The 26,535-nt window shown below is 46.9% G+C and carries 24 protein-coding genes, 1 other RNA gene and 1 riboswitch; of the genes, 9 read left to right on the plus strand and 16 right to left on the minus strand.

Features of this window, described 5'->3' with window-relative positions:
• Together Mcas_RS18555 and Mcas_RS14605 are read left to right on the plus strand one after the other, a co-directional pair.
• A partial coding sequence (locus Mcas_RS18555) for a hypothetical protein (protein WP_040336295.1) occupies positions 1 to 283 on the plus strand: 283 nt, incomplete at its 5' end.
• A gap of 65 nt (positions 284 to 348) precedes the next feature.
• Positions 349 to 1,947, plus strand: a complete 1,599-nt coding sequence (locus Mcas_RS14605; RefSeq protein ID WP_162176343.1) for a M6 family metalloprotease domain-containing protein — start codon at positions 349 to 351, stop codon at positions 1,945 to 1,947.
• Positions 1,948 to 2,057: 110 nt separating this feature from the next.
• Here Mcas_RS14605 and Mcas_RS14610 read toward each other — a convergent pair whose 3' ends face one another.
• Positions 2,058 to 3,167 carry a transposase gene (locus Mcas_RS14610; RefSeq protein ID WP_040336297.1) on the minus strand — a complete coding sequence of 370 codons (1,110 nt, stop codon included), beginning with the start codon at positions 3,165 to 3,167 and terminating at the stop codon, positions 2,058 to 2,060.
• Positions 3,168 to 3,432: 265 nt separating this feature from the next.
• Between Mcas_RS14610 and Mcas_RS14615 the strand changes: the two genes are divergently transcribed.
• The 7 genes from Mcas_RS14615 (at position 3,433) to Mcas_RS14645 (ending at position 9,525) form a co-directional block, all read left to right on the plus strand.
• Positions 3,433 to 4,560 carry an Ig-like domain-containing protein gene (locus tag Mcas_RS14615; RefSeq protein WP_162176344.1) on the plus strand — a complete coding sequence of 376 codons (1,128 nt, stop codon included), beginning with the start codon at positions 3,433 to 3,435 and terminating at the stop codon, positions 4,558 to 4,560.
• Positions 4,561 to 4,920: 360 nt separating this feature from the next.
• Entirely contained in the window at positions 4,921 to 5,094 is a 174-nt protein-coding gene (locus tag Mcas_RS18360; RefSeq protein WP_156033406.1) for a hypothetical protein, read from the plus strand.
• A gap of 170 nt (positions 5,095 to 5,264) precedes the next feature.
• Positions 5,265 to 5,618: a GNAT family N-acetyltransferase gene (locus Mcas_RS17140; RefSeq protein WP_052567527.1), complete on the plus strand. Its 354-nt coding sequence runs from the start codon at positions 5,265 to 5,267 to the stop codon at positions 5,616 to 5,618.
• 123 nt (positions 5,619 to 5,741) lie between these two features.
• Positions 5,742 to 5,975: a RelB antitoxin-like protein gene (locus Mcas_RS14625; protein WP_040336299.1), complete on the plus strand. Its 234-nt coding sequence runs from the start codon at positions 5,742 to 5,744 to the stop codon at positions 5,973 to 5,975.
• A gap of 297 nt (positions 5,976 to 6,272) precedes the next feature.
• Positions 6,273 to 7,226 (plus strand): MlaD family protein, encoded by a 954-nt coding sequence (locus tag Mcas_RS14635; RefSeq protein WP_040336301.1) that lies wholly within the window; start codon positions 6,273 to 6,275, stop codon positions 7,224 to 7,226.
• Entirely contained in the window at positions 7,219 to 7,818 is a 600-nt protein-coding gene (locus Mcas_RS14640; protein ID WP_040336302.1) for an ABC-type transport auxiliary lipoprotein family protein, read from the plus strand. The genes Mcas_RS14635 and Mcas_RS14640 overlap by 8 nt, the downstream gene beginning before the upstream one ends.
• 39 nt (positions 7,819 to 7,857) lie before the next feature.
• Positions 7,858 to 9,525, plus strand: coding sequence for a tetratricopeptide repeat protein (locus tag Mcas_RS14645; protein WP_052567528.1), 1,668 nt, complete (start codon positions 7,858 to 7,860; stop codon positions 9,523 to 9,525).
• A 69-nt stretch (positions 9,526 to 9,594) separates the two neighbouring features.
• On the opposite strand, the gene purF is transcribed toward Mcas_RS14645, so the two are convergent.
• From purF to Mcas_RS14720, 15 genes are all read right to left on the minus strand, one after another.
• Positions 9,595 to 10,992, minus strand: coding sequence for an amidophosphoribosyltransferase (purF, locus tag Mcas_RS14650; RefSeq protein WP_235203641.1), 1,398 nt, complete (start codon positions 10,990 to 10,992; stop codon positions 9,595 to 9,597).
• The gene (purL, locus tag Mcas_RS14655) at positions 10,985 to 13,252 is read right to left on the minus strand and encodes a phosphoribosylformylglycinamidine synthase subunit PurL (RefSeq protein WP_040336304.1); all 2,268 of its coding nucleotides are present in this window, start codon (positions 13,250 to 13,252) and stop codon (positions 10,985 to 10,987) included. Before purL ends, purF begins: the two co-directional genes overlap by 8 nt.
• A 157-nt stretch (positions 13,253 to 13,409) precedes the next feature.
• Positions 13,410 to 13,784: a hypothetical protein gene (locus Mcas_RS14660; protein ID WP_040336305.1), complete on the minus strand. Its 375-nt coding sequence runs from the start codon at positions 13,782 to 13,784 to the stop codon at positions 13,410 to 13,412.
• An 18-nt stretch (positions 13,785 to 13,802) separates the two neighbouring features.
• A complete protein-coding gene (locus tag Mcas_RS17145; protein WP_052567529.1) occupies positions 13,803 to 15,323 on the minus strand; it encodes a PEGA domain-containing protein in 1,521 nt (506 codons plus the stop codon).
• 226 nt (positions 15,324 to 15,549) lie between these two features.
• The gene (locus tag Mcas_RS14670; RefSeq protein WP_040336306.1) at positions 15,550 to 16,329 is read right to left on the minus strand and encodes a TIGR00282 family metallophosphoesterase; all 780 of its coding nucleotides are present in this window, start codon (positions 16,327 to 16,329) and stop codon (positions 15,550 to 15,552) included.
• A 6-nt stretch (positions 16,330 to 16,335) separates the two neighbouring features.
• Positions 16,336 to 17,895: a ribonuclease Y gene (gene rny, locus Mcas_RS14675; RefSeq protein ID WP_040336307.1), complete on the minus strand. Its 1,560-nt coding sequence runs from the start codon at positions 17,893 to 17,895 to the stop codon at positions 16,336 to 16,338.
• A 458-nt stretch (positions 17,896 to 18,353) separates the two neighbouring features.
• Positions 18,354 to 18,537: non-coding RNA, 6S RNA (gene ssrS / locus Mcas_RS17860), on the minus strand.
• Positions 18,538 to 18,640: 103 nt separating this feature from the next.
• Positions 18,641 to 20,284 (minus strand): tetratricopeptide repeat protein, encoded by a 1,644-nt coding sequence (locus Mcas_RS14680; protein ID WP_040336308.1) that lies wholly within the window; start codon positions 20,282 to 20,284, stop codon positions 18,641 to 18,643.
• A gap of 326 nt (positions 20,285 to 20,610) precedes the next feature.
• Positions 20,611 to 21,912, minus strand: coding sequence for a phosphomethylpyrimidine synthase ThiC (thiC, locus tag Mcas_RS14685; RefSeq protein WP_040336309.1), 1,302 nt, complete (start codon positions 21,910 to 21,912; stop codon positions 20,611 to 20,613).
• Positions 21,913 to 22,022: 110 nt separating this feature from the next.
• Positions 22,023 to 22,232, minus strand: a riboswitch (cobalamin riboswitch).
• A 140-nt stretch (positions 22,233 to 22,372) separates the two neighbouring features.
• The gene (cobD, locus tag Mcas_RS14695) at positions 22,373 to 23,422 is read right to left on the minus strand and encodes a threonine-phosphate decarboxylase CobD (RefSeq protein WP_040336311.1); all 1,050 of its coding nucleotides are present in this window, start codon (positions 23,420 to 23,422) and stop codon (positions 22,373 to 22,375) included.
• A 134-nt stretch (positions 23,423 to 23,556) separates the two neighbouring features.
• Positions 23,557 to 23,820, minus strand: coding sequence for a hypothetical protein (locus Mcas_RS14700; RefSeq protein WP_040336312.1), 264 nt, complete (start codon positions 23,818 to 23,820; stop codon positions 23,557 to 23,559).
• Between the two features lie 262 nt (positions 23,821 to 24,082).
• Complete coding sequence (locus Mcas_RS14705) at positions 24,083 to 24,721, minus strand: hypothetical protein (RefSeq protein WP_040336313.1); 639 nt, start codon at positions 24,719 to 24,721, stop codon at positions 24,083 to 24,085.
• A 1-nt stretch (position 24,722) separates the two neighbouring features.
• Entirely contained in the window at positions 24,723 to 25,259 is a 537-nt protein-coding gene (locus tag Mcas_RS14710) for a PKD domain-containing protein (protein WP_040336314.1), read from the minus strand.
• Positions 25,256 to 25,999 carry a choice-of-anchor Z repeating domain-containing protein gene (locus Mcas_RS14715; RefSeq protein WP_040336315.1) on the minus strand — a complete coding sequence of 248 codons (744 nt, stop codon included), beginning with the start codon at positions 25,997 to 25,999 and terminating at the stop codon, positions 25,256 to 25,258. Before Mcas_RS14715 ends, Mcas_RS14710 begins: the two co-directional genes overlap by 4 nt.
• Before the next feature lie 51 nt (positions 26,000 to 26,050).
• On the minus strand, positions 26,051 to 26,535 hold a 485-nt coding region (locus Mcas_RS14720; protein WP_040336316.1), incomplete at its 5' end, for a choice-of-anchor Z repeating domain-containing protein.

Raw genomic sequence — 26,535 nt, forward strand, 5'->3', positions numbered from 1 at the left:
GTGTTTTATTTCAATGTTAGCCTATAAAGTCATTCGCAATATTGTAACTCATTTAGATGGACATGATGATGAATTGTCAAACATAATGCGTGAAACTAATCTTGGAATAAGTAAAAATCAATCTTTGACAATAGACGATATTATCAGTGAGTTAGACATGATTCAAGAAATTATGGTGGAAATTGAAGAGATCAAAATTCCTGCAATTCAAACTCCATCTCCATTAGCCCAACGTATTCTCGATATCTTAAACATAACATTGCCACAACCTAAAACTGCTTAAGTTACTGTAGTGTCTACTGCTTATGGTGTGAACTTACTCTAACTGTTTGTTTTTTAAGCATTACATTGAAATTACGCTACCCTCTGTGCAGAACATCCGTTAAAAACTCAGACTCTAGCAAAAAGAGCATTAGTCATTTCTACAACAAGGCATCCTATGGTAAGGTGACTCTATTACCGGCTGAAGAAACTTTTGGAACACACAACAATGGTGTAGTTGGCTGGCTACGTATAGGTAAGCACCCTAACACGGGCGATACTGATGATACTGATAAGCCTGTATTGAGGAAGCTAGTGAGTAATGCCATAACAGAAGCAGCTAAATATGTAGATTTTGCTGCCTTCGATACTAATAGCGATAAATATGTTGACACCGACGAACTTGCTGTTGTAATAATAGCGGCTGGATATGAGCATTCTTATGCCCCTGATCCAGCGACTCCTAACGTACATGGTCATAGATTTGCCTTAGAAGACGCTGACGCTCCTGTGGTGAACGGTGTAAAAGTGGGCGTATATCGTGAGGGAGCAGGAGGATATGCCATGTTTGGTGAAGTACATGATGAGTCTTGGGTTCCTGATGAGCACATGGCTACACTGGGGATTATGGTACACGAGTTGGGACATCTTATATTTAAATGGCCTGACTTGTATGATACAGACGAAAGTTCTGCAGGCTTAGGTGCATATGACGTTATGTCTGCTGGAAACTGGGGGAGGACAGGCAAAACAAATTTAGGCGTACTTGAAGAGTGGGGAGGAGAAACACCTGTTTTACCATCTGCTTATCTCAAGCTAATAAGCAATTGGGTTGATGGTGCGATAGGGAACGGTTTGGATAACTTCACAAAGACTGTATATATTTTTGCAGCAGGGAGTGAGTATGTGACTCATTCCAATAGCGTCTTTAGGCTAACACCTGGGAGTACTAACGATAGAGAGTACTTTCTCGTGGAAAATAGGCAGGATCAAGGATATGACAAGGGCCTTGAGGAATGGTTAGGGGAAGGCTTTGGCGGTGGACTTGCCATATATCATATAGATGCAAATCAAACAGATAATCGGAATGATTCTCATCGTTTGGTCAACATCGAAACAGCCGATAATTACCAGATGACACCGAAAGGTCATAAGGGTCAAAATACCAACCTATGGTATAAAAGCAATGCCACCACGTTTAATGACGCATCAACTCCCAACAGTAAGCTCTACGATGGAAGGCCAAGTGGTGTCTCAGTTGTTGATATCGGTGATACTCAAACAGTAATGAACGCTACATTGTCACTTACATCGTCAATTACATCACAAACCCTTTCTTTCAAAGCCGATTTTAACCGCGATAAAATTAACGACATCCTCAGTGTGGATTCTTCAACAGGCGAGATAAACATCTGGTTGCTGAACTACGCTGGTGGTGTTACTAAACGCAAATTAGTAGGGGTAAGCTCAAAAGGCTTGTCGATCTTAGGTATAGGCAAATTTGACAATAGTGATAGAAACAATATCCTACTGATGAACCCTACAAACGGTGATGTAATCGTGTGGACATTGCATGAAGGTGATTTTTCACTCTACAGTGAGCCTCTTGCAAAAAGAAACCAAAACTCAATAAAAATATCTGCCCTACCCTCATCAATGAGGTCTAAATTTTACTCGTTAATATAAAAACTTCTAATTTTTCAATTTTATAGGATACAATGACTAATTCAACCATATTTTAGGCGCACCTCTCCATCATAATGCTAAATATCACTTTTTTAGGTACCTTTTATTGTTTAGGTTATCAGTTTTAGCATTTGATCGGCAAATAAGACAACAATTCCGATCATCAAGTGCATTTTTACTTTCATGCTTCCCCTTACCAAAACATTATTTCCACCAAATTCGGTCTTTAATCTACCATTGACTCTTTCGATTGTAGTACGTTCATTATATCTTATAGCCTCTGCGGTGGACATTGGTAAAACGCTGCCACGGCGAGGATTTTTGTCTATTATTGGTACATGTCCAAGATTTTTGCTTGTATCGTATATTGTTTTTGCGTCGTAGGCTGAATCCATGAGGTCATAGCAATATGTCACCCTATCTGTTGCCATCTTCATCATTGGAATTGCTACCTGACTATCATGCAAAGATGCCGATGTAAGCACTACTGTTATAGGAAGCCCGCTGTCAGATGCACCTATGTGTAACTTATAACCTCGCCATGTCTCCTTGTAACCCTGAGAATTTACTTTGCAACCTATATCACACACACAGGGTAACTCTTTCAACGACACCTCGTAATTTTCATTGACCTGTCTATCGATGCGCTTCTCCTCTGTTTTCTTTTCTCTCTCTTCACCCTTTTTAGGTCTGCCAAGTTTTTTCGGTTCTTTCTTCTCTATTAGCTCTCTTTCCTTTTTTTGTGGTTTTTCGTTGCCCTCTATTGCTGTAGAATCCGTTGATACATGTCCAATCAACTCTTCACTTAAGTGATCCTTCACTAACGCTTCATGTACTTTGTCTACCAAACCATGTGTAGCACATTCGGCAAAAGCACGTGAAAATGTTGACTCTGACGGTATATCGTTAATTTTAGCAAATCCACTTATTGTCCTCAGGTTTGGCATTGTCTTTAGAGATTCTATCAGCAGACTCGTTGTAGTATAATTATAGACGGCTTTAGCCACAAATGCCCTGCCAATAGCATATCTTTCTTTAAGTTTACGCCCTTTACATTGATTATCTACCCACCACATATACTTTTCTATTTGAACTATCTCCAGGATTGTAATTAAATGCTTTTGCTTTTCAGTTATGGGGTCGGTACAAATCTCTTCAAGCTCTGGGAACAATAGTCGTTGCACTTTTCCTAATAGCCATGATATACTCTCTCTTAACATATGCTCTCCTTATGATTTAAGATGTTTTTACGAGATTTATTTTATCATAGGGAGGGCTAAAATATCATTTAAATTTAGGAGTTTTGCAAGAGGCTCCAGTAACAAAACTATAAAAACACTTGATCCTTACTGGAGTTTCAAAGGAATTGGGAACTTCTACGGCAACAAAAAGGACAGCATAGTATGGCAATGTCAGAATGAAAAGGGATGCGCAAACGGAAAGGTACCAAATGGACAGGTAGTAATATGGCATGTGACGGGCGATATGACATCCTCGCCAAATTACGTAGTTGACATAAATACACTTTCTACTTGCATGGCTGATCCATGTGTGGACATAGATCATTTAGGGGCAGAATGGCATTTAAGAGCTATCGCTGACTTTGATGGTAACGGAGTTGACGATATGCTATGGCACTATAGCAAGAATGAAAGGTTTTCAATTTGGCTTATGAACAAGAATCAGATTATTGACAATTCAGAGGTAAGACTTGATGGAACCCCAATCAATCTGAATAGTTCGGAAGGATGGTCGCTTCTGGAAGCAGCTCGATTCGATAGCGATTCAAAGGCCGACATACTATGGCTGAATAAATATAGCGGTGTGGTGGCAATGTGGTTAATGAACGGTTCAGAGATACTGAGCTTTGATTCTGTTAATGACACAAATGGAAAAAACAAGCGTCTTGGTATTGATAACAGTAATTGGCTTTACAGTGGCTATGGTTCACTCTTCGACTCGAATGCCGTACTATGGTACAATATAACTGATCACGCGAGTTATATCTGGAAGATGGATGGAGCAACTATAAAAGAAGTAATAACCGTTGCTGATTCCCAAACTGCCATCCCCACTCTTGAAGTTGACAAGAAGACGGGTGTAGTAGGCGATACATTCACCTTTACCGGTACAGGTTTTTCATGGGGTGGTGGTGTTGTTTTTCACATAGCGGGGCCACAAACTTTCATTGTTGGACGTACAGCGGATAACAACGGTGGGATATCATACTCAGACTCTTTCAGTGCTGCAGGTACATATACTATAACGGCAACAGACGACGTGTCTAACATATCCGCACCTCCTGTTACCATAACTGTAACTGGTTCTTCTACCACCCCCACCCTTACCGTAGACAAGACAACTGGTGTAGTCGGCGATGAATTCGCCTTTAGCGGTAAAGGTTTTACTCCGAATGGGGAAGTCATTGTTATTGCTTACATAGATGAGGGAAATGGTAATGGTTATTATGAATATAATGAGTCTATTACAGCGAATAGCTCCGGTATGGTATTATACACTCTCCAGCTAAAGCATGTAGCTACATATACCGCATCGGCATTCGACGTAACGACTAACAAGGAGACGAATGCTATTACCATAACCGTAAAATAGCATTGGTCTCTGCTTTACATCGCTGGCTATTTACACGGTACACCAACCGGGTACCTGGTGCATGAGAAAAGAGAAGAGGGGGCGGTTGTCGTCTGCAGGTCGCACCTGCCCCCCTCAACCCTTCCTGCGCAGGCTTGAGTAGCCCTGTCCTGTTCATCCTCTAATCCGTTTAATCCTGGTTCAGACAATCTAAATCCTTGACAGAAATCTAAAAGAGGTTGGACATAATCCCTTGGAGCCAGGCTGATTGCTTATAATCGTGCCATGACCCGAAGGTTTATCCAACAGTGTACAGATACAATTGACATATGGTAGAATAAAACTGATAAAGAGAAACGATCTTGCAAGGAGGTCCGTAAAATGGCGCTACCAATAAAAGATACACCCGCATTAAAAGGGAAAGATGCCGATAGGTTTTACAAGCGAGCAAAGGAGGCGGAGAGGGGCTTGCATAGGAAGTCTGATGAAGAAATAAAAAGAATGTTAGAAAATGCTGACAGGTTAAAAGAGTTTGCAAAGCTCACAGACCAATGATGGATTTACAAAACTCCGCCACAATCAAGAGTTAAAATCTTTTGATTGTGGAGAGAGGGATTTGACGGATTTTTTGATTAACCAATCAAAGTTGTATTTAAATCAATTACTTGCTGTTACGTATGTCTTGGAAAGCAGAGATAAGACCATTGCTTTTTATAGTGTGTTGAATGACAAGGTTCAGAGAACCACAAAAACAAGTAAAAATGTTCCGAACAAAAAAACGACATTATACTTATCCGGCAGTTAAGATAGGGCGTTTAGGTGTCCACAAAGACTATCAACGTATTGGTGTTGGAAGGATGGTACTTGATCATATAAAAAAAGCATTTGCTTATGATAACAAAACCGGATGTAGATTTATAACTGTTGATGCTTACAATAAACCTGATGTTTTAAGTTTTTATATAAAAAATGAGTTTATGCTTTTTTCTGAAAATGACAAGAAAGATATGACAAGATTGTTATATTATGATCTAATAGACATCGTGCCAATATCAACTCCTGCGCAGAGCCTTGAGTAGCCCTGTCCTGTTCATCTTCTAATCCGTTTAATCCTGGTTCAGACAATCTAAATCCTTGACAGAAATCTACATATCTCAGGAGTGTGGTATAATAGGGTTATACCAAAATAAGGAGGGAATATTATGTCTACGGTGGTAGAACAGGAACAAAAAAATGAGATTGACCTTATACAGATCAGTCAATATGTAACAGACAGTGAAGGTCGCAGGATAGGGGCTATTATCGACATTACGGAGTTAAGGCGAGTGGAGGAATTGATAGAGGATTTGCACGACATGCGTATCGTAGCAGAGAGGGAAAGCGAACCTGATTTAGACTTTAACGCGTATTGCGCAAAGAGAAAGGCAAGAATGTAAATGTACAGAGTGGTGTATAAACCAACCGCTGAAAAGGAATTTGAATCATTGGAAAATCATAAATAACGGAGCATAAATGTTTAGAACATTAGGGTTAAGAATAATGGGGTCAAGGGGACTGGTCCCCTTGCGGGGGAGGTCTGAGGAGGGGGCGGAGCCGCCCTCCTTCTTTTCTTTTGCTACGTGTTGACCCTTTAGGCTAAAAGAAAGTATCATATACCACGGATTGATCCCCATGGGGGATTTAATCCGTGAATAAATGTAAAGGAATGTTTGCAGGTACATTAAGATAAATAAATGCCTTACCTCAAGGAAGAGATAAGGGCAGGGATAATCGTACTAACCGCCCTGACCGTTATCAGCGTAATGGTTATAGCAATTGGTGGTACGCAGATGTTTGAGAAGTTCAACATCTACCACGTCAGGCTTATGGACGTGGCCGGACTGGACGTTGGCTCTCAGGTGAGGCTTGGCGGAGTGCGGATCGGAACTATCCGGAACATCATACCGCCGGATAAGCCCAATGAACCCGTCAGACTCGTCCTGGCCGTAAACAAGAACATCGTGTTGTATAAGGGCACAAAGGCCGTTATTTCGCAGATCGGTTTTGTCGGCGACATATATCTCGGTCTTTCGTTAGAGAACATCGTAAAACAGCCACTTCCGCCAGACTCCATCATAGACTCGGAGGAACGCATACAGTTGTCGGACCTGCTTTTCAGGCTCGGCACGGTTTCAAACTCCATCGATGCGTTAATAAAGGATGTCAACAGGATATTCAGCGAAAAAAACAGAAATAAAATTGAAGAAATCCTGCTCAACACAAACACGACTATTACCACCGTCTCCAGTGAACTGGTGAAGTTGTCATCCAATCTGACGAACGTAACCCAAAGACTCCAGGGCGTACTGAACGAAATGGACACCGTATTAAAGGACAACAAGGGAGACCTCAACAAGCTGCTAAAAACTGCTACCCAAGACCTCAAAGAAGCTGGCGCTATGATCAAGGCCATCGAACAGACGGCCAATTCCTTCACTGATACGGCCAATGCCCTGACCACTACGGCCAATACTTTTACGAAGACCTCTGATTCGCTAAACACCGTGGTCAACAGGCAATCAACAAACCTGTCAAGCGTATTTGAATCGCTCAGAAGCACAATGGATGACCTCCAGGATGTCCTTCATGAGATCAAAAACAAGCCCTGGACTCTTATATACAAGGAAGACGGAGAAAACAATGATTAGACTCGTAATGATCATGGCGCTGTTGCTATTTGTGGGGGCGTGCAACATGCCGGAGACAAAGATATACAGCCTCTATGTCCCCTCTGATACCCCTACAACAGACACCGGTAAGGTTGACGAACCAAAACGCAAAATCGCCATGCCGCTGGCCATAATCGTGGATTCACCGCGCTACCTCACGCAGCCATACATCGCCTACAGGAACTCACCCTATGAACTCACCATAGCACGCTACACCAAGTGGGATAGCGCCCCCGTCAAGATCATCGGAGGCGAGTTGAAAACCGCCCTCAGCAAAAGAACCTTGTTCAGCGACGTCAGAGTCACTAACACCATCCCCGCAAACTCGCACATCCTTAAGGTCAATCTAAGGAAGTTTGAGAGGTACGATGCCCCCTTGGCATCCTATGCCGAACTTATCCTTGATGCCGAGCTAATCAGCCCCCAGGGTGAAAACCTGTATCGGATGACGTTCAGCAAACGGGTTAAGCTAAACGACGGCAGCTTTAAATCCCTCGCAGAGGGCATCAGCATGGCAGTCTATGAGGCCATCGAACAACTGTGCAAGGATATCGGAAAAGGGGGCGGATAGGAGCGGCCATTCTTTCCCTTGGTTCGTATAAATTAATCTATGGTCAAGCTCTTATCACAGCCCCTTAAGCGTCTAACTGGCAGCACAATCGCCAGGGTCTTATTAATACTGGCAGCACTGACTGTTGTCACCACTGTTGTTTACATACAGGTAGGGGATTTTGACTTCACCATCTACGACGACAACATGTATGTAACGGACAACCCTATGGTCTTCAGGGGACTCCGTGCGGAGGGTATCAGGTGGGCATTCAGTTCCACGGACCTAAACATCTGGCACCCGCTGACGTGGATATCCCACATGGCCGTAGCGGAGTACTTTGGCCTTGCCCCGGGGATGCATCACACGGTGAACCTCATTATACACGTGATAAACACCATCCTCCTGCTGCTTGTGCTGACAAACATGACCGGACGCCTGTGGGAAAGCGCAATCGTGGCAGCCATCTTCGCCCTCCATCCCCTGCACGTGGAATCCGTGGCATGGGTCTCACAGAGAAAAGACGTGCTCAGTGCCATGTTCTGGTTTCTGACCATGGGCGGCTATGTCTGCTACGTCGCACGACCCTCCTGGCAGAGATACACGGTCGTTATAACCTTCTTCATCCTTGGCATCCTGTCAAAGCCTATCGTGATAATGCTACCCGCCGTGCTTGTCCTGCTCGACTTCTGGCCATATGACAGACTAGGGGGTATGTTCGGCAAAGACCGCCACGCACCAGGCATCATCGCCGGATACCTGCCGATAATCGAAAAGCTTCCCCTCTTTGCCATATCAATTGCCACGGCAGTTGCAACCTACATCACGCAGGGCAGTCAGGGCGGCATCGAACTCTTTGGACGCCTCTCACTCAGTCAACGCCTCTCCAATGCCGTGATATCCTATGTTAAGTACATCGCCATGACCATCTGGCCAACCAACCTGGCATGTTTTTATCCCTTTGACTTTGTGCTCCCTGTGTGGAAGGTCATTACGTCGTTGCTGATCCTGATACTGCTGACTATCGTGGCCATCCTCTATATCAGAAAGGCGCCGTATATTCTTGTTGGCTGGTTGTGGTACATCCTGAGTCTTGTACCCGTTATAGGATTTGTTCACGTTGGCGGGGCTGCCCTGGCAGACCGTTACATCTATATTCCCCTGGTGGGACTTGCCGTTGCCGTGGTCTTTGTCTTGTCGGAGGCCGTATCCAAGGTCTCTGGCCTGAAACACCTTGCTACGTTAATCACAGTGTCAACGCTATGCGTGTATTGCCTCCTGACGTGGAGGCAAGTTGCCGTGTGGAAGGACTCCTACACCCTTTTCCAACACGCCGCCAATGTAACCAGGAACAACTACGTCGCCTACTTCAACCTCGGCACCTTAATGCTCACCAACAGCAGGTACAGGGAAGCAGCAGACCTACTGCAAAAGGCCGTAGCAGCAAAACCCGATTACATGGAGGCTTACCTCAACCTCGGCAATGCCAGATTCTTCTCCGGTGACGGCAATGGTGCGCTTATTAGCTTCAAAAAGGCCGCAGAACTCAACCCTGACTCCGAGCTTGCCCACAGTGCAGTTGGCATGGTGTACCTCAATCAAGGCAAGGTCGATGATGCCATACAGGCCTTCCAAAAGGCCCTGTCAATAAACCCTGACCTTCCATTTGCCATAGAAAACCTCGAAAAAGCGCAGGCTATAAAACAGGCAGCTCACTCCCATCCATAGAGCAGGCAAGGAAGAAAAAAAGGAGGACGGAGCCGCTCCCCTTCTTTTTTTGGTGGAACAGTCGGCTGACTATGTGAGTTGCTCTTGCGGGAAGCCGATGGGGTATTCCCTGTTAAAGCAGGCATAGCAGTAGTCGTCGGGATTTGGCAGGGCAGAGCGCAATCCATCTATGGACAGATACGCAAGGGAATCCGCCGTGAGATACTTCCTGATCTCCTCAACCTGATGGGTTGCCGCGATGAGTTCGTTTCGCGTTGGCGTGTTGATACCGTAAAAGCATGGCGCTATGGTGCAGGGTGAGCTAATTCTTAGGTGTACCTCTTTGGCCTGGCCGAGTTCCCTGACCATCTTTACGATCTTCTTGCTCGTCGTGCCCCTGACTATGGAGTCATCTACAATAACGACCCGTTTGCCCCTGGTAATGTTTTGTACGGCATTGAGCTTGATCTTGACACCAAAGTGTCGGATACTGTTCTTGGGTTCTATGAAAGTTCTGCCCACGTAGTGGTTTCTTACGAGGCCGAAGTCAAAAGTCAGGCCGCTCTGCTCGGCATATCCGATGGTTGAGGGGACACCGGAATCCGGTACGGGGATGACCACGTCTGCATCCACGTGTGCATCCACGTGTGAGTTACCGGCAAGACGTTTGCCAAGCTCTTTCCTTATGCTGTTGACGTTGATTCCCCCAAAAATCTTGCTGTCGGGGCGGGCAAAGTAGATGAACTCAAACACGCAGTATGCACGTCTATGGCTGTCTGTGGCCTTGACTGAGTGCAGCCCATGTTTGCCTATGACCAACATCTCCCCAGGTTCTATGTCTCTGATGTATGTTGCCCCGATGAGGTCAAAGGCACACGTCTCAGAGGCAACAACGTAGGCACCGTCAAACTGCCCCAGAGATAGCGGACGGACACCAAAAGGGTCCCTGATGGCAACAAGCTCGTCCTCCAGGAGGATCAACAGACTGAATGCCCCCTCGATCTCCTGCGCCACCTCGATGAACTTATCCCCTGCCCTGCTGCCCTTGGCATGGGCGATGAGGTGCAGGATGACCTCGCTGTCGGAGTTGGACTGAAAAATGGCGCCATCCTGTTGCAACTGCGTTCTCAATGCCGCAGCATTGGTGAGGTTGCCGTTATGTGCAAGCGACAGGGAGCCAAGCATACAGTTTGCCATGATTGGCTGGACGTTTTTCAACATGCTCCCACCGGCCGTGGAGTATCGGTTGTGGCCGATGGCTGCGTGGCCCGGTAAACGTTTTAGCCTCTCTTCGCTAAAAATCTCAGAAACGTATCCCATTGCCTTTTCCAAGTACATGGTGTGACCGTCGGTGGAACATATACCTGCCCCCTCCTGTCCCCTGTGCTGAAGGGCATACAGACCCAGGTAAGTAAGGTTTGCCGCCTCGGGGTGACCGTAGATCCCAAACACCCCACACTCTTCTCTTATTTCAAATATTCTATCCAAGCTCCCTCTGCAGTGCATTGTTGTAGGTTGTTGTCAGTTCTTCCAGTGTTATATCTACCAGTGCCAGGTCATTTAGTCTCAGACACATACGGTTATCTGCAACGGTCCTTCCTATTAATGCACAATGCAGTCCGGCATCTTTTGTATGTTCAGCGATTTGGGTTACGTTTTCAGGGTATGCGCTGACAACGACACAACATGCCGTTTCACCAAAGAGCTGGATGTCGGCTCTGAGTGGCGTTGCATTTTGCATGATCACCGACAGGTCGGCATCCACGCCAACAGTCGCAACAATCGCACACTCCGCAATCGCTACAGAGATGCCACCCTCTGAGCAATCATGGGCAGAGAGCAACAAGCCGGTCTTATTCAACTGTGCCAACAGGTTGCACAACTGGCGCTCTTTATATATATCGATCTCCGGAGGCAATCCCCTCTCTATGTCGTGACACAGTGCGAGATATTCACTTGCCCCCAGCCCCCGGCGCACCTGCCCTATCACCATAACGGCATGTCCCACCCCCTTAAACCCCTGCGTCAGATATCTGTCAACCTCATCCAGGACACCGACCATTGCCACAATGGGCGTGGGATAGATGGCCGTTGGCCCCATTGAGCCGGGGAGCGCCGTTTCGTTATAAAAGCTGACGTTACCACTGATAACGGGGGTTTCAAGCACCCTGCAGGCATCGCTTATGCCCTCGATGGCTCGTTTAAACTGCCACATCACATGGGGCTTTTCAGGGTTTCCGAAGTTGAGGCAGTCGGTCAATGCAACCGGCGTGGCACCGCTGCAAGCGACATTCCTTGCGGCCTCGCACACGGCATGTACCGCACCGGCATAGGGGTCCAGGTAGCAGTATCGGCTATTACAGTCAACCGACATGGCAAGCCCAATATTGGAATTATTTACCCTGGTCTCCTTCACCCTGATAAGGGCGGCATCGGAGCCGGGTAGCACAACGGTATCGGTTCTCACCATGTGGTCATACTGCTGCCAGACAAGCGACTTTGAGGTTATCGACGGTGCAGACAAGAGTTTTAACAGACATGCGTTGTAATCTGTCGGTTCCGGTATGTTTTTTATGTCCAAGGTGTTTAGCTCGGCCTGACCTTGTGGTGGTGCAGAGGGTCTGTCGTATATGGGGGCATCTTCGGATATCTTTGCGGCCGGTATTTCGGCCACCGTGTTGCCATGCCACTTGATCCGCAAATAGCCGTCTCCGGTGACAGTGCCTATAACTGTGGCATCGAGGTCCCATTTCTTAAATATCTCAAGTATTTCGTTGCGTTTTGAGGGTTCCGTGACCAGGAGCATTCTCTCCTGGCTTTCGGATAGCATGATCTCATATGGGATCATGTCCTGCGCCCGCAGCGGTACGGCACTTAGTTCAAGCTCAACCCCCGTACCGGCCCTTCCTGCCATCTCCGAAGATGACGACGTAAGTCCCGCCCCACCCATGTCCTGTATACCCACAATCAGCCCTTTTTTCATGGCTTCAAGGCACGCCTCTAACAGGAGTTTCTCCGTAAAGGGGTCGCCTATTTGGACGTTTGGTTTTTTTTGCTGCGCATCGTCCTTAAACTCCTCACTTGCCATTGTAACGCCGTGTATGCCGTCCCTGCCAGTCTTGGCGCCAACGTAGATGACGATATTTCCGATTCCGCTTGCTTTGCCGTAGAATATGCGTTCTTTCCTTGCAATGCCGAGGTTAAAGACGTTGACCAGGATGTTGCCGCTATAACAGGGGTGACAGTACAACTCCCCGCCGACAGTGGGCACCCCCATGCAGTTTCCATAACCTGCGATTCCCCCCACGACACCACCAAAGAGGTGCTTGTGGTAGGGTTCCGACAGCGGGCCAAATCTCAGGGAATTAAGCGATGCCACCGGTCTTGCTCCCATCGTGAAGATATCCCTCAGGATGCCACCCACGCCCGTAGCCGCCCCCTGGTAAGGCTCTATGTAAGAAGGATGATTGTGAGACTCCATCTTGAACACCGCAACCATCCCCTGTCCTATGTCAATGACGCCGGCATTTTCACCGGGGCCTTGGACCACCCGCTCGCCGGTTGTGGGGAAGTTTCTCAGATGCAGGCGGGAACTCTTGTAAGAGCAGTGCTCAGACCACATAACGGAAAATATACCAAGCTCCGTAAATGTAGGTTTGCGGCCCAATATCTGCTCGATGCGCTGATACTCAGAATCGGTTAAACCGTGCTCCTTTATCAGTTCATTCGTAATTACAGGTTCTATCACTGATGGGTATTATAGCACAGTCACTATTTATTTTCACGGTGAATTTATTCTGTCTGAAGGTTAAGAATGCAGAGTGTTTTTTTGCCTTTTTCCGTTTCCTCTCCCTGTATGGGAGTGAAGGGGGAGGGGTAGAGCAAATTAACATTGGGTTGGTTGCTTAGAACTTGAAAAATATGATAAAGATTCCGATAAAGGACAGGGCGATCATGATTATTAGAGTAGGGCTTATCCGGTCGGTTTTTCTTCTGCTTCTCAGTGCGCTTATAATCAGGCCAATGACCGATATAATAAGCAGAACGGTGGCAACAATAAACATGTTTTTCACCATGGTTATATCCCATGAAAAACGTGGTTTATGATAGACGCCTTTAGGGTCAAAGATGGAAGGCTGTTCGGGCATAGCAAAGTAGAAGAAGACCCAGATTTGAAAGAGTAAAAACCAGCCGATTCCTATAATCCACGACACGGCTTTTTTAACGGTGTCGGGTCCTTTACGCCGGTCCTTCTTTTTTTCCTGTTTTTCTAATATCATCGAAGCACCTCACTGTCTTTAGTACTCAAACTGGGTTACGGCGTGCGTTATTGTCGCATCGACAGTCCAGATATTAATGGTTTTATCAAAGGAAGCAGAGAAGAGACGATTTTCTGCCATGTCTATGTCATAGACGCTGTCTGAGTGACCGCTGAGGACGCTCAACAGTTCCCCGCTGTTAAAGTCCCACACTCGTATTTTTTTATCCCAGCATCCGGTAAACAACATATTCTGGAACACCTTGACGCAATAGAATCTCCCACAATTGCCTTTGATGGCGGTTAGCAGTTCGCCGGTTTTAATATCCCATATCCGGACGGTGTCATCCCATGAGGCCGATACAATCCTGTCTCCTGCTACACATACTGACCATACGTTATCCATGTGTCCCTCAATGACCATTTGCAGTTCACATGTTTTGAGGCTCCACACTTTAATGGTCTTATCCTCCGAACCTGATATGATTTTATCCCCTGCAATGGCAACCGACCATACGCTGCCATCATGGGCGTTGATACTCTTTAACAAGTCACCTGAGTCCAGCCGCCATATCTTTATGGTCTTGTCCTCGGACCCCGACACTATAAACCCACCTCCTATGGCAACCGAGGTTACCCAACTGCCATGTCCTCGCAACGTTTTTGCGGCTGCGTTTTCATCGAGGTCCCAGATGATAAGTGTACTGTCTTCGGAGGCTGAGACGAGTTTTCTGCCTGACAGGGCTAGGGCCGATACGCCATCGGAGTGCCCCATAAACGTATAGACATGACTTCCCGTGCCTATATCCCAGATCATTATGGTCTTATCGTCCGAGCCGGAGTACATACGTGTGGGACCCACGGCAAGACAGTTAACTGCTCCATTATGTGCATCCAGCGTTTTACCTGTTGTGTACTGGACAGAGGACAGGAGCTTTTTCACTCTTCGTATCTTAGGGTCATTGGAATAAATGCCGTTAGGGTACTTGTTGATATATTCCTTACACCCGGTTATGGTATCACACTGATTATAGAGAAGCTCCTCGAGTCTCTGTTTTACTTCCCGTATATATCTTCCTGCGGGGTAGCGTTTTGAGTATTCGAGACAACCGGCTACTTCAGTGGTATTTGCAAAGTATTTATCTTCTATGGCTGTTTTTGCCTCTTTTATGTGTTCACCTTCAGGGAATTTATCCAGATACGACATAAACTCTGTCAACTCACCACTACCAACGGCCTTGTTCCAGTAGAATAGCTCCGTGTATTGTCTCTCCAGTTTTACATCAATGACCCTCTCTACACCGCGTGTAACGGTAAACTCGCCATCATATATATAAAAGCTGCCATCATCATCCATCTTTTTGATGATGAGCTTGTGTTGGCCTGGTAGTATCTTCAGATCAACGGGGACCTCTCCCTGGGTAAAGCCATCGAGGATAACCTCGGCACCGAGTTGGTCACACAGTATCTTTATATTTGCCCTCTGTTTGAAATAGAAGACAAACTCCAACACTATTGCCAGCATCCCCACCAGGATAATGACAATGGCTATTGTACTCATTGACTCACCCAATCCTTACATCACATCCCTTCGTAAAGGATGCTGTTACACCTTGCATCATAATAGTTATTATATCATATAAAAAAATAAATTGCTTCATCTATTTTTCACTATGGTGCATAAACTTTTCATGGGTAACATAATGATAACAAAAACATAAAGGGGTCAAGGGGGTCTGAGGGGGGACGGAGCTGCCCCCTTTTTTATAAACTGTGCGTAAGGTGAGCTAATTAGATATCATCAGTCGTTTAATGGCAGTGGCATTTCCGTTGTCGTTGTTGACATCGACAACGACGGCAGAAAAGACACACCCTCCGGGGGCCACCTCGTACCTCATCGGTATTTGGTAGAGGAATTTTTCGATTATCTGTTCGACCTTGACGCCGATGACGGAGTGAACGGGGCCGGTCATTCCGACGTCTGTGATGTATGCGGTTCCCCCTGGCAGGATTCTTTCGTCGGCGGTCTGCACGTGTGTGTGTGTGCCGACAACGGCGCTGACCTTACCGTCAAGATAGTATCCGAGTGCGAGTTTTTCGGAAGTAGCCTCGGCGTGCATGTCTACAATGATCGTTTTGGCCTCCTTGCTAAGACGCTGCACCTCTGCTGCTGCCGCCCTGAAGGGGCAATCGATGGGGGTCATGAACACCCGTCCGGAGAGGTTTATTACGCCGAGCTTTGTCTTGTCCTTGAGGGTATAGACGCCGCTGCCCGCACCCGGCACCCCCTGGGGATAGTTCAGGGGACGCAGCAGGCGTTCGTTTCTTGCTATGTACTGGACGACATCCTTTTTGTCCCATACGTGGTTGCCAGTTGTTATGCAGTCCACGCCACAAGAGAAGAGCTCGGTGGCAGTTTTCTCTGTTATACCAAAGCCACCGGCGGCATTTTCACCGTTGGCTATGACGAAGTCTATATGCTCCTTGTCCACCAGGCCGGGCAGGACACCCTTGAGCAACAGTCTGCCAGGTCTGCCAAAGACGTCTCCTATAAAGAGCACTCTCATCGAAGTTTACCTTGCATACTCAACAAATCTTGCCTCCCTTATGACCATGATCTTTATCTGTCCGGGATAGGTCATTTCGGATTCTATTTTCTTTGCAATCTCTCTTGAGATCAGGTAGGACATGTCATCGGTGGTGTCCTCGGGTTTGACAATGATGCGTACCTCTCTGCCAGCCTGTATGGCGTAGCACTTTTCAACGCCGGTGTAGGACATGGCAATTTCCTCGAGTTTTTCAAGTCGTTTGATGTAATTCTCTATGCTCTCACGCCTGACGCCCGGTCGTGCGGCAGAGAGGGCATCGGCGGCGGTTACCAGTGCCGATTCCACGCATATGGGGTCACCGTCGCCGTGGTGGACGAGCATGGCATTGATGACACGTTCGTCCTCGCCATACTTCTTGGCAAAAGCGGCGCCGATTTCGTGATGCGGTCCCTCTATTTCGTGATCAAGGGCCTTGCCGATGTCGTGCAACAGCCCGGAGCGTTTGGCCAGCTTTACGTCTGCCTTCAACTCCCCGGCCATCATCCCTGCGAAGTAGGCCACCTCTTTGGAGTGCTGCAAGACATTTTGCCCGTAGGACGTCCTGTACTTAAGGCGTCCCAGAAGCTTGATAAACTCCGGATGCACGGCCGTCAGTCCCAGGTCAAACACGGCCTTTTCGCCCTCTTCACGCATTGCCGTATTTACCTCTTTTCTGACCTTTTCCACTATTTCCTCGATCCGTGCCGGATGTATTCTGCCATCGGATATCAATCGTTCCAGCGATATTCGCGCTATTTCCCGTCTGACCGGGTCAAACCCCGACAGCGTAACAGCCTCCGGGGTATCGTCCACGATGAAGTCCACGCCGGTAGCCGCCTCAAGGGCACGTATGTTTCTACCCTCCCTGCCAATAATCCTGCCCTTCATCTCTTCATTTGGCAGTGTCACGGCAGTCACCGTGGCATCACAGACGTGCTCGCCGGAGTACCTCTGGATGGCAAGGCCAATTATGTGTTTGGCTCGTTTTTCAGATTCCTCCTTGGCCTCCTGCTCTATCTGCTTGATGAGTCTGCCGGTTTCGAGTTTTACCTCGTCCTCGACCTTCTTCAGCAACTGACTTTTGGCCTCCTCGGAGGTCACTCCGGAGATTTTTTCGAGCTTTTCCGTCTCTATCTGCAGGAGTTTTTCATACTCCTTTTCACGCTCCTGCTGGGCATGTTCCTTTCTAACAAACTCCTTTTCACGCCTGCCCAGCTCCGAGTCTCTTTTTTCGAACTGATCGAGTTTTTTATCCAGCAACTCCTCTTTGTGCCTGAGGCGTTTTTCAACGTGATTGATCTCTTGTCGTTTTTCTTTTATTTCCTTCTCCGCCTCTGCTTTTGCCTGATATTTGGTGTCCTTGGCCTCGATCAATGCCTCTTTTTTGATCTTCTCTGCCTCTTTTTCGGCTTCCTGTATTGTTCTTGCGTGCCTTTCCTCTAATTCTATCTGCTTCTTTCTGTACAACTGTCTGAAATACAGGGCAAAGAGCAGACTCATCACCCCGCCTGCCAGAATCGATATTATCACGTACGTGACGTTCATATCTGAAAAACCTCCTGCTGTTTTCAATTTAAAATAGACTTTATCTTTGTATTTTGTTTCTCTGCGCAGTATATTAGACATAGCTGCAACATTTATAACAAGGGCTGATATCACTCCCATCTTAAGGAGAGTCAAAATCCCCCTTGTCGGCTTATTTACCTCAGCGTAAGACCACCTTATGCCACACTTAACACACAAAATCAACACTCTCAATCCCTACTATATGCCATCATTTGTCTCTGCAATGTTACCGGCAATACCCCTGACAGGTAATGAAAATCGCTATAACTCTATTCATCAACAGACTATAACCATCGTTATAGATACCCTGAATCGACGACTTCTCTACTACCCTAAATATCTCTCAAGCCGAAAGGGACTAACCCCTATTATCGTTTTATCTGTACCATCCGTTCTCTTATTGTTAGTGGCCACATATGTGGTTACTCCATATATGTAATTGCCCCGCCCTAGAGGTGTAGACGAAAAAGCTTTAGACCCTGTATCTACAGGTGGGTGTCTTGAAGGGGGAATCCAGCTCCCATACTATGGTATGCTTTGTAACACCCTTACTTAAACTCCCTTTAAAAATCAAATTGTAGGAAAAGCCTTTTAGCCTAATCACCATCAGGGCAGGTGCATAATAAACACTACTGTTTATTTACCTACTATTATATGCTAACAAGAAACCTTTTCAAAACGCAAGCACTTTTATTTCAGGGCAAGCGCATTGCCCCTGCGCTAGTCATGGCCCTTGAGTACCTGCCATCTCCATGGCAATTGCAAGATTTTTCGAGGCTACATCAAACCCCGGTTTAATCTCCAATGCCTTGTGGAAGTAACGTATGCTTTCCCGTGCCTTGCCCTGATTCAAAAGAATGAGTCCTATACCGTTATATGCAGCACTGCTTGGTGTAATGTCGGTTGCTTTTTTATAATTCTCATATGCTTCGTCAAACCTGTATGCATGAAAATACGTGTCCCCAAGAATTACATATCCGGTATCATATAACGGATTGATGTGTACAGCCTTATTGCAACTTGCAATTGCCTCATCAAACCTGCCATTGCCGCTTAAAAATTCACAATAAAACGCATATGCAAGGTAATTGTCACCTGTTACCTCTATGGAGTGTTTATAGAGTGTGTCACTGTTTCGCCAATGTTGCACTTGTTTTTTGGCAATCACTGTATAGCAAATGAGGACTACTGCAATGACAGCTACAGTGAATTTACGCCGGAGACCCGGACCGGACACAGAGACAGGTGTGGTCATCGTTACAATCAGGAATAACCCTATATATGGAATGTAAGTATACCTATCGGCCAGGTAGGATATCCCAGCCGGTACAATTCCGATCACAGGTATGAGCGTTATCACAAAAAACAGCCACCCGACAATGAAAAAAGGCATACGTTTGCGCACTATCACCGCCACTGAGGTCAACATGATAAGTGTCAGGGCAGAATATCCGATCTCATACATGCTCCATGTCGGAGACTCCTTGAAATACATTATGGCCATGTCTGTCGGGATAAACATCTTTCTGATATATGTTACGTATGCCACGAGCACTCTCTCAAGTGATAGTGGCATCGGCACACCTGTCTTTATCGTATCGGTTTGCGCATACAGGGTCAATATAACGGATATGGCAGAGAAAATCATCAGGGGGATTTTTTCAACAAACAAGGATACAACATTGCCATTCTGCGCAGGTTTTAATTTCAACCGTTGCAGTGGCCAGTAGTCCAGCAACAAAAGCACAAGGGGCAGCGTCACCAGCATGGGTTTTGTAAGGAGGCCGAAGATAAACGGTAGCAGCACCAAAATGTATCGTTTTACAGAAGGGGCAGCGGCGTAGTGGGCATAAGACCACATTGTCAGTAACCAAAAGAAAGCGCTCAAAACATCCTTACGTTCGGCCACCCATGCCACCGATTCCACGTGCATCGGGTGAATGGCAAAAAGAGCCGCTATCAGGGCACCCCTGTATATATTATCCGTGAATCTGGCAAATATGATAAAAGCTAATAAAGTGTTCAGCACATGAATAAACAGATTGATTAAATGATGTCTCCCTGCATTTAAAGCAAACAGTTCAACATCTGCCATGTGAGAAAGCCACGTCAGGGGATGCCAGTTAAATGCATCGAGGGTCATAATAGCCCATTTGATCCCGTTCAGGGTTAAGCCATTTTTTACGTGTTGATTATCATAGACATACAAATTGTCATCATAGGCAACGAAATCAAAATTACGGGTATCTGCATAGACAAATACCGTGACAACCACCAAACCCAAGGCAATAAACAATAAAAGGCTGGGGCATCTTGTAAACCTCACCCTGATATTGTCTGTAAGCAGCTTGTATTTTCCATTATTCACTGTTTATCCGCTTATAGTTTGCGCATTCCAGCTCACCGCACCATCTCTCGATATTGCAATATTACCGTACTTTTACCCTCTGAAACTCTGAAACGGAACTATCCCGTATACTACCATATAGGAAAAAATGTTGTCAATATCAGGTTTCCTGAAGTGTAATCAAAAAAAAGAGTGAAGAGAGTAAAATAGGCTCTTTCTTAAAGTGAATGGGTACCCCTCCCTTATCTCCCTCCCACAAGGGGAGGGAGATTAAGAAGGGCAGTAGGAAAAAGAACAGGGAGATATAGGATGGCCTATGGGAGGGGCTAATGTTAATCAGGCGCCTGTCATTCCTTGTCCGTTGTTTTTGTGTGTTTTTCGAACATGCCTTGCAGCATACCGTTGGCACAGAAATTTCCGCACATCGTGCAGGTGCGCTCGGAGTTGTTATTTCTTTTATCCCTTATTGCAACAGCCCTTTCCGGGTCTATTGCCAGTTTAAACTGAGTGCTCCAGTCCATATCCCTTCTTGCCTTGCTGATTGTCTTATCTCTGTCCGTATCTGAGAGTTTCACCATGTCGCCAATATGGGCTGCTATCTTTGCCGCTATGACGCCCTCTCTGACATCCTCCGCAAAGGGCAGTCCAAGGTGTTCGGCAGGCGTTACGTAACACAAAAAATCCGCCCCGTAGGACGCCGAAAGCGCCGCCCCTACTGCCGAGGTTATGTGGTCATAGCCGGGCGCTATGTCCGTAGTGATTGGCCCAAGCATATAAAAAGAGGCCTCGGCGCTCATCTTCTTTGCAAGTATAATATTTGCCTCTATCTCGTTAATGGGAATATGCCCCGGGCCTTCGACCATCGTCTGGCAGCCCATTGTCCTGCCTATCTCCGCAAACTCACAGTTTATTATCAACTCCTGAATCGCAACCCTATCCGTTGCGTCATGAATCGCCCCGGCTCGAAATCCATTGCCAAGGCTCAGGACTACGTCGTGGCGATTAAGTATCTCAGCAACTCTGTCAAATTTCGCATACAGGGGATTTTCCTTGTCATTGTACTGCATCCAAGCCACCATGCAAGCCCCGCCCTTTGAAACCAGACCGCCGTATCTATAGTGCTGTTTTTTTAAGACCTCAAGGGTAAGCCTGTTTATGCCGCAGTGCACCGCCATAAAAGATACCCCCTCTTCACATTGCCTCTCTATGATTTCCCACAGCAGCTCCTCTGTCATTTTCGTAATTGAACCATATCCTTCCGCTGCAACGGCAAATGCCTCATACAGGGGGACGGTTCCCAAGGGCAGCGTTACAGAGTCCATGACAGCCTTTCTGATTTCAGTTATATTGCCGCCTACGCTTAGGTCCATTATGGTGTCGGCACCGTATTTCTCGGCTGTCCGTGCCTTTTCTATTTCCATCGCAGTATCGATAATGTCGGTTGACGTACCGATAGAGGCATTGACCTTAGTTTTTAGACCTTTGCCGATGCCGATGGTTTTGACCGTTCTTTTGGAGTTGCAAGGAATTACTATTTTACCCGATGCAACGCGGCGTGCCACAATATTGACGTCCAGTTTCTCATTTGCCGTTACTGTCTTGACCTCTTCTGTAATTTCGCCCCTCAATGCCCTTTCAATCTGTGTCATATAAGCCTCCCTATTAAACTTTAATTTAAATAAAAAGATTTGAATAAAAAAAGGGTTCCGAAGACGCCAAAGGCATCATTCGGAACCCTTTACCATTAGATTCCTATAACAATCCTGTCAACTGTCCAGCAGGTCTTCTGGCTTGTGGCTCAAACCTAACGACTACTGCCTTCCCACTATAGTTTACCCCTATAGCAGTGGCAAAACATTGTAGCCCTCGTCACCACTTACAGCAGCGGGACTGCCACGGACTCTTACCGTATTCCGGGATGCTGAAACAGATAGTCCATATAATAATAACTCGAAACCCAAATAGTCAAATTTCTCAATTGTCTGGGGTACATAAATTTTTCGTGGGTAAACAAGATGTCCTTTATGGGGTCAAGGGGGCTGGCCCCCTTGCAGGGGAGGTCAAGGAGGGGGCAGAGCCGCCCTCCTTAGTCTTTCTCTTATTTCTTTTTTACAGCAGGCGTGATATGGCCTTGTAGAGGATGGTGTTTTGGCGGTGGGCCTTTACCGCTATTCTGAGGAATCGGTTGTCGAGGCCCCTGTAACCTGCGCAGTTTCTCAGGAGAATTCCCTTAGCCCGGAGTTTTTCATAGAGCATCGGTGCCCTGTCGTCTTTGAGCAAATAGAAGTTTATTTCCGAGGGATAAAATTGAAACCCCTTTTTCGTAAGCCAGTCCTCGACGTAACGTTTTTCCTGCCTGAGCACCTCAAAGGTCTGCCTGACGTATGCCTTGTCGTTGAGGGCCGTGACCCCTGCACGCTGGGCAAGCGTGTTGACGCTCCAAGGCTCCTTGTAGTGCTCCAGCAGCTCCACGTACCGGGTGTCCATCACGGCCATGCCAAGCCTCAGACCACTTAGCCCATAGAACTTGGTCATAGACCGCAACACGATCAGCCAGGGGTTGTTGGCAACCTCACTGACAACGCTCTGTTGTGGTAGAAAATCAATAAATGCCTCATCCACAACCAACAGACACTGCTGCCCTCTGGCATAATCTGCGATGTCAAGCACCTCGGCCCTGGTGAGGTACTGCGCCGTCGGACTGTTTGGGTTGCACAGAAACGCCACCCCACACCCAATCATTGCCACCTTAAAGGCATCGGTATCCAGTCTGAAACCACAACCCTCCTCCAACTGTACGACCCTTACGTCTCTGACCTCACTTGCCAGCAGCGCCCGCTCATACTCCATAAACGTTGGTGCCAGCACCAGCGCACGACGTGGTCGCACGACTCTTGCAATCAGATATATAAGCTCCGTTGAGCCGTTGCCGCAGATGATATTGGCGGCATCCACCCCAAGGGCAATGGCGAGATGCTTGCGCAGGCGTCTGCACTGGGGGTCTGGATAGTTGGGCAGATATTTCAGATGTGTCCGTATCTCTGCCTTTACCTTTTTGGATATCCCAAGTGGATTTATCGAAGCGCTGAAATCAACAATCTTACGCTCCGCAAGCCTCAACTGTGAGGCCAATCCGTAGATGTCACCCCCGTGCTGCATGTCCCCAGGGTGGTATCCTCTTTAAAAAGCATGGTAAAATTAACTTCATGTCTTAAAAACATGGATTCCTGCTCCCTGTTCAAGCCAGGGACATGTTTCGCAGGAATGACAGTTACAGGCGTTTTCCAATTGTGTCATTCCTGGCTTGACCAAGAATCCAAGATGCGTAACAGTATAGTTGCCATGAAATTATGAAGAGGATACGAATTATTACCTTCTTTATCTCCACCTTTCCTCTCTTTTTCCGAAGAGGCATCTTTATTTTTGTTCTTACCACTCGTAGTATTTGCCTTAATATCAGGCTTACCCTGTTCTCCCTTCAGTATATTATTCTCATCTCTTAGCCTTTGATTTTCTATCTGAAGTGCTCGATTTGCAGAAGATAAGTCTTCTATCAAATTACGACACCGTTTTTGACCTCCGGGGTAACCATGACCAGGTCAACATCTAATCCTTCCAATTTTGATCTTATCGATTCATGCTTCATGTATCTAATATAATCTTTTGTATATCATTTGTCAATATCACTTCCAAATGTTTTTCTCTCTTACCATCCTTTTTTTAGAGGATACCCCTCGCTAAAGAAGTTGGCTGCCGAATACTCTGCTAACCCAACGGTATTGCTTCTCTTCATTGTTGCCTCCTTTGCTTTTTGTTTGTTTATCGTGTCAGCGCCGGTGGTACCGGTACTACAATTTGTTCTTGTTCCTTCCTTATTTGTTCCCATTCTTTTTTAAGGTACTCCTCTTCTTGTTTTGTTAACTGAAAGAGATGAGGTAACTCTCTCTCAAAGATAACTTTCTTAGGTTCATTCTTAGATTCACTGCTTATAAATGATAATGAAGTTGCCTTATGCAGTGTCTCACTTCTTTCACTAAGGGTTATGGCTTTGTCGAGCTTGATGACGTTATGTCGATGTTCTTTGTCGAATTGAACCCCTGTGTATAGGGATTTTTTCGTCTTAATCGGTGGATAACCGAGATACCCTGGCTTAAAGATTACAACACGAGGAGAATGTAATACACTAGGGATAAAAGTGGTTATACACATGGCAGCAGGGACTTCAAACTCACCGCTTTTATCGGTAATTGTTTCCTTGCAACAAGTCTTCCATCCATTGGTATACTCCAACCCCCAACATGCAGCCACTACTGCTCTCTCAATTGGCTCACCCGTCTCAAGCTCCACAATACGACCTGTATATGGCCCATCAACTCCAAAAGAAGGTATGGGTGCACAAACATCTGCCATAATACAGATAAAATACACTGCTACCGCTATTACTAATCGTCTATTCATCTTAAAACCTATCTATCCTAATTACGCCATCGGTATCCCTCTTAAAGTAGATGTAGTAGGTAATTTCAACCGATGAACCCTCGATATCCTCATTCTGTCTAATCCTGTAGCTGGCTACACCATTTCTTACATAAAGCAGGCTTATCTCTTGCATTAAAGAAAATGTTGCCGGTACTCCATCGCCAAGGAACTGCAAATCGCTTCTATAATCGTCCCTCGAACCTGTACATATGTATTGAAGCCCTCCTTCGATGTCACCGGAGGCAAAGGTTGCCTTCATACTGTCCCATTTTACCCTTAGCATTGCATCTGTTTCTGTCTCATCCAGAACGGTTATGGCAATCCTGTCCGTGTAGGTATTACCGGCGCTGTCTGTAACGGTGACTGTCGGATAGTACACACCAGAGGTCGTGTAGGTGTAGCTTACATCTCGAAACTCAGCAGCGGTGTAGTCGATATTTCCGTCTCCTTCAAAGTCGATAGCGTAGCCGGTAACCTCGTTGGATATGTCTGTGTGAACGTAGAAGTTTGTGGTCAAAGGGGCCCGCTTGTTATGTTTGCGCCCAGTATCACTGCCTGTTCAGTTGTCGTCGTGTTCACGGTAATCGATCTGCTTTTGCTGTTGCCAGACGTATCGGTGATGGTAGCCGTTATGGTGTTAGCGCCAACGGCCAGCCTGATGTTATTGGCATACCACTGCCTGCCCGATACCTCTGCCGGGACGCCGTTTACGACTATCCCAACGTCGCCCGATTCCCATGAGAACGTCCCCCGTACAAGCGTCATTACCTTGTCCACCGTCGCGCCGTCCGATGGCTCGGTGATGCTTATCGACAGTTCGGCGACCACCCTGAAGGTGTAAGACGCACTATCGCCTCCGCCGGGTGCGGGGTTCTTCACCGTGATCTGATACTGACCCGCCGTCTGAAGCAGCGCGCTCGGTACCGTTGCCGTTATGGAGTTGGACGTGAGGGTCGTCTTTGCAACAACCGTGGTACCAAAATAGACCTCCGAGGTACTGACAAAACCGCTCCTGGCTATCGTTACAACCACATCACCGACACCGATGGCTGCCTCCGAGGGCGTTACGTTGATTATCGTAGGGATGGGGTTTTTCACCGTAAACTGAAACACGTTTGAGCTGCCTCCACCGGGTGCGGAGTTTACCGCGTAGACCGGGTACGTACCCGCCGTAGAGGTGTCCGACGCCGGGAGGTTCACCGTTACCTTTGTCTCTATGGGCACGAGCGAGCTTATATGCGGTGCCGGATTATCCACGCTAAACGCAACGGCATTTGACTCCGCCCCCTCGGCGTTGACAACGGTTACCTAATGGGTTGCCGCCTTGTTGACAGAGACATCCAGCAGGGCTGCCGTCAGCGTCGTCTCCGATACGAACGTCGTTGACAGCGCAACGGAATCGAGCCTTGCAACGCTGCCCTGTGTGAAGTTGGCGCCGGTTATTTGCAGTTGCACACCCGTACTTGCCACCGGTACCTTCTCCGGCGTTATGGCCGTGATCTCAGGGGCACCGTCCTTGATTATACGTATGCCGTCCTTGTAGCTCACAAGGTAGAACCCCGATGCACGCGCTATCAGGTTGGTCTTGCTGCCGATGGCCAGCCTCTCCTTGACCTGACCGGTGTCCGGATTGATGTTTACGACGTAACCTCCGGTGTTGTCGGAGGCTATAAGTTTTTTGCCGTTGAGTTCAACGTCGTTGAGCTTTGTGTTGAGTGACGTGAGGCTTCTTTGTTGAAGGCTCGACAGGTCGAGGATCGATATGCCCCCCTTGCGCAGTCCGATGGCCGCCC

The sequence above is a fragment of the Candidatus Magnetobacterium casense genome (genome assembly GCF_000714715.1).
Taxonomy (GTDB): domain Bacteria; phylum Nitrospirota; class Thermodesulfovibrionia; order Thermodesulfovibrionales; family Magnetobacteriaceae; genus Magnetobacterium; species Magnetobacterium casense.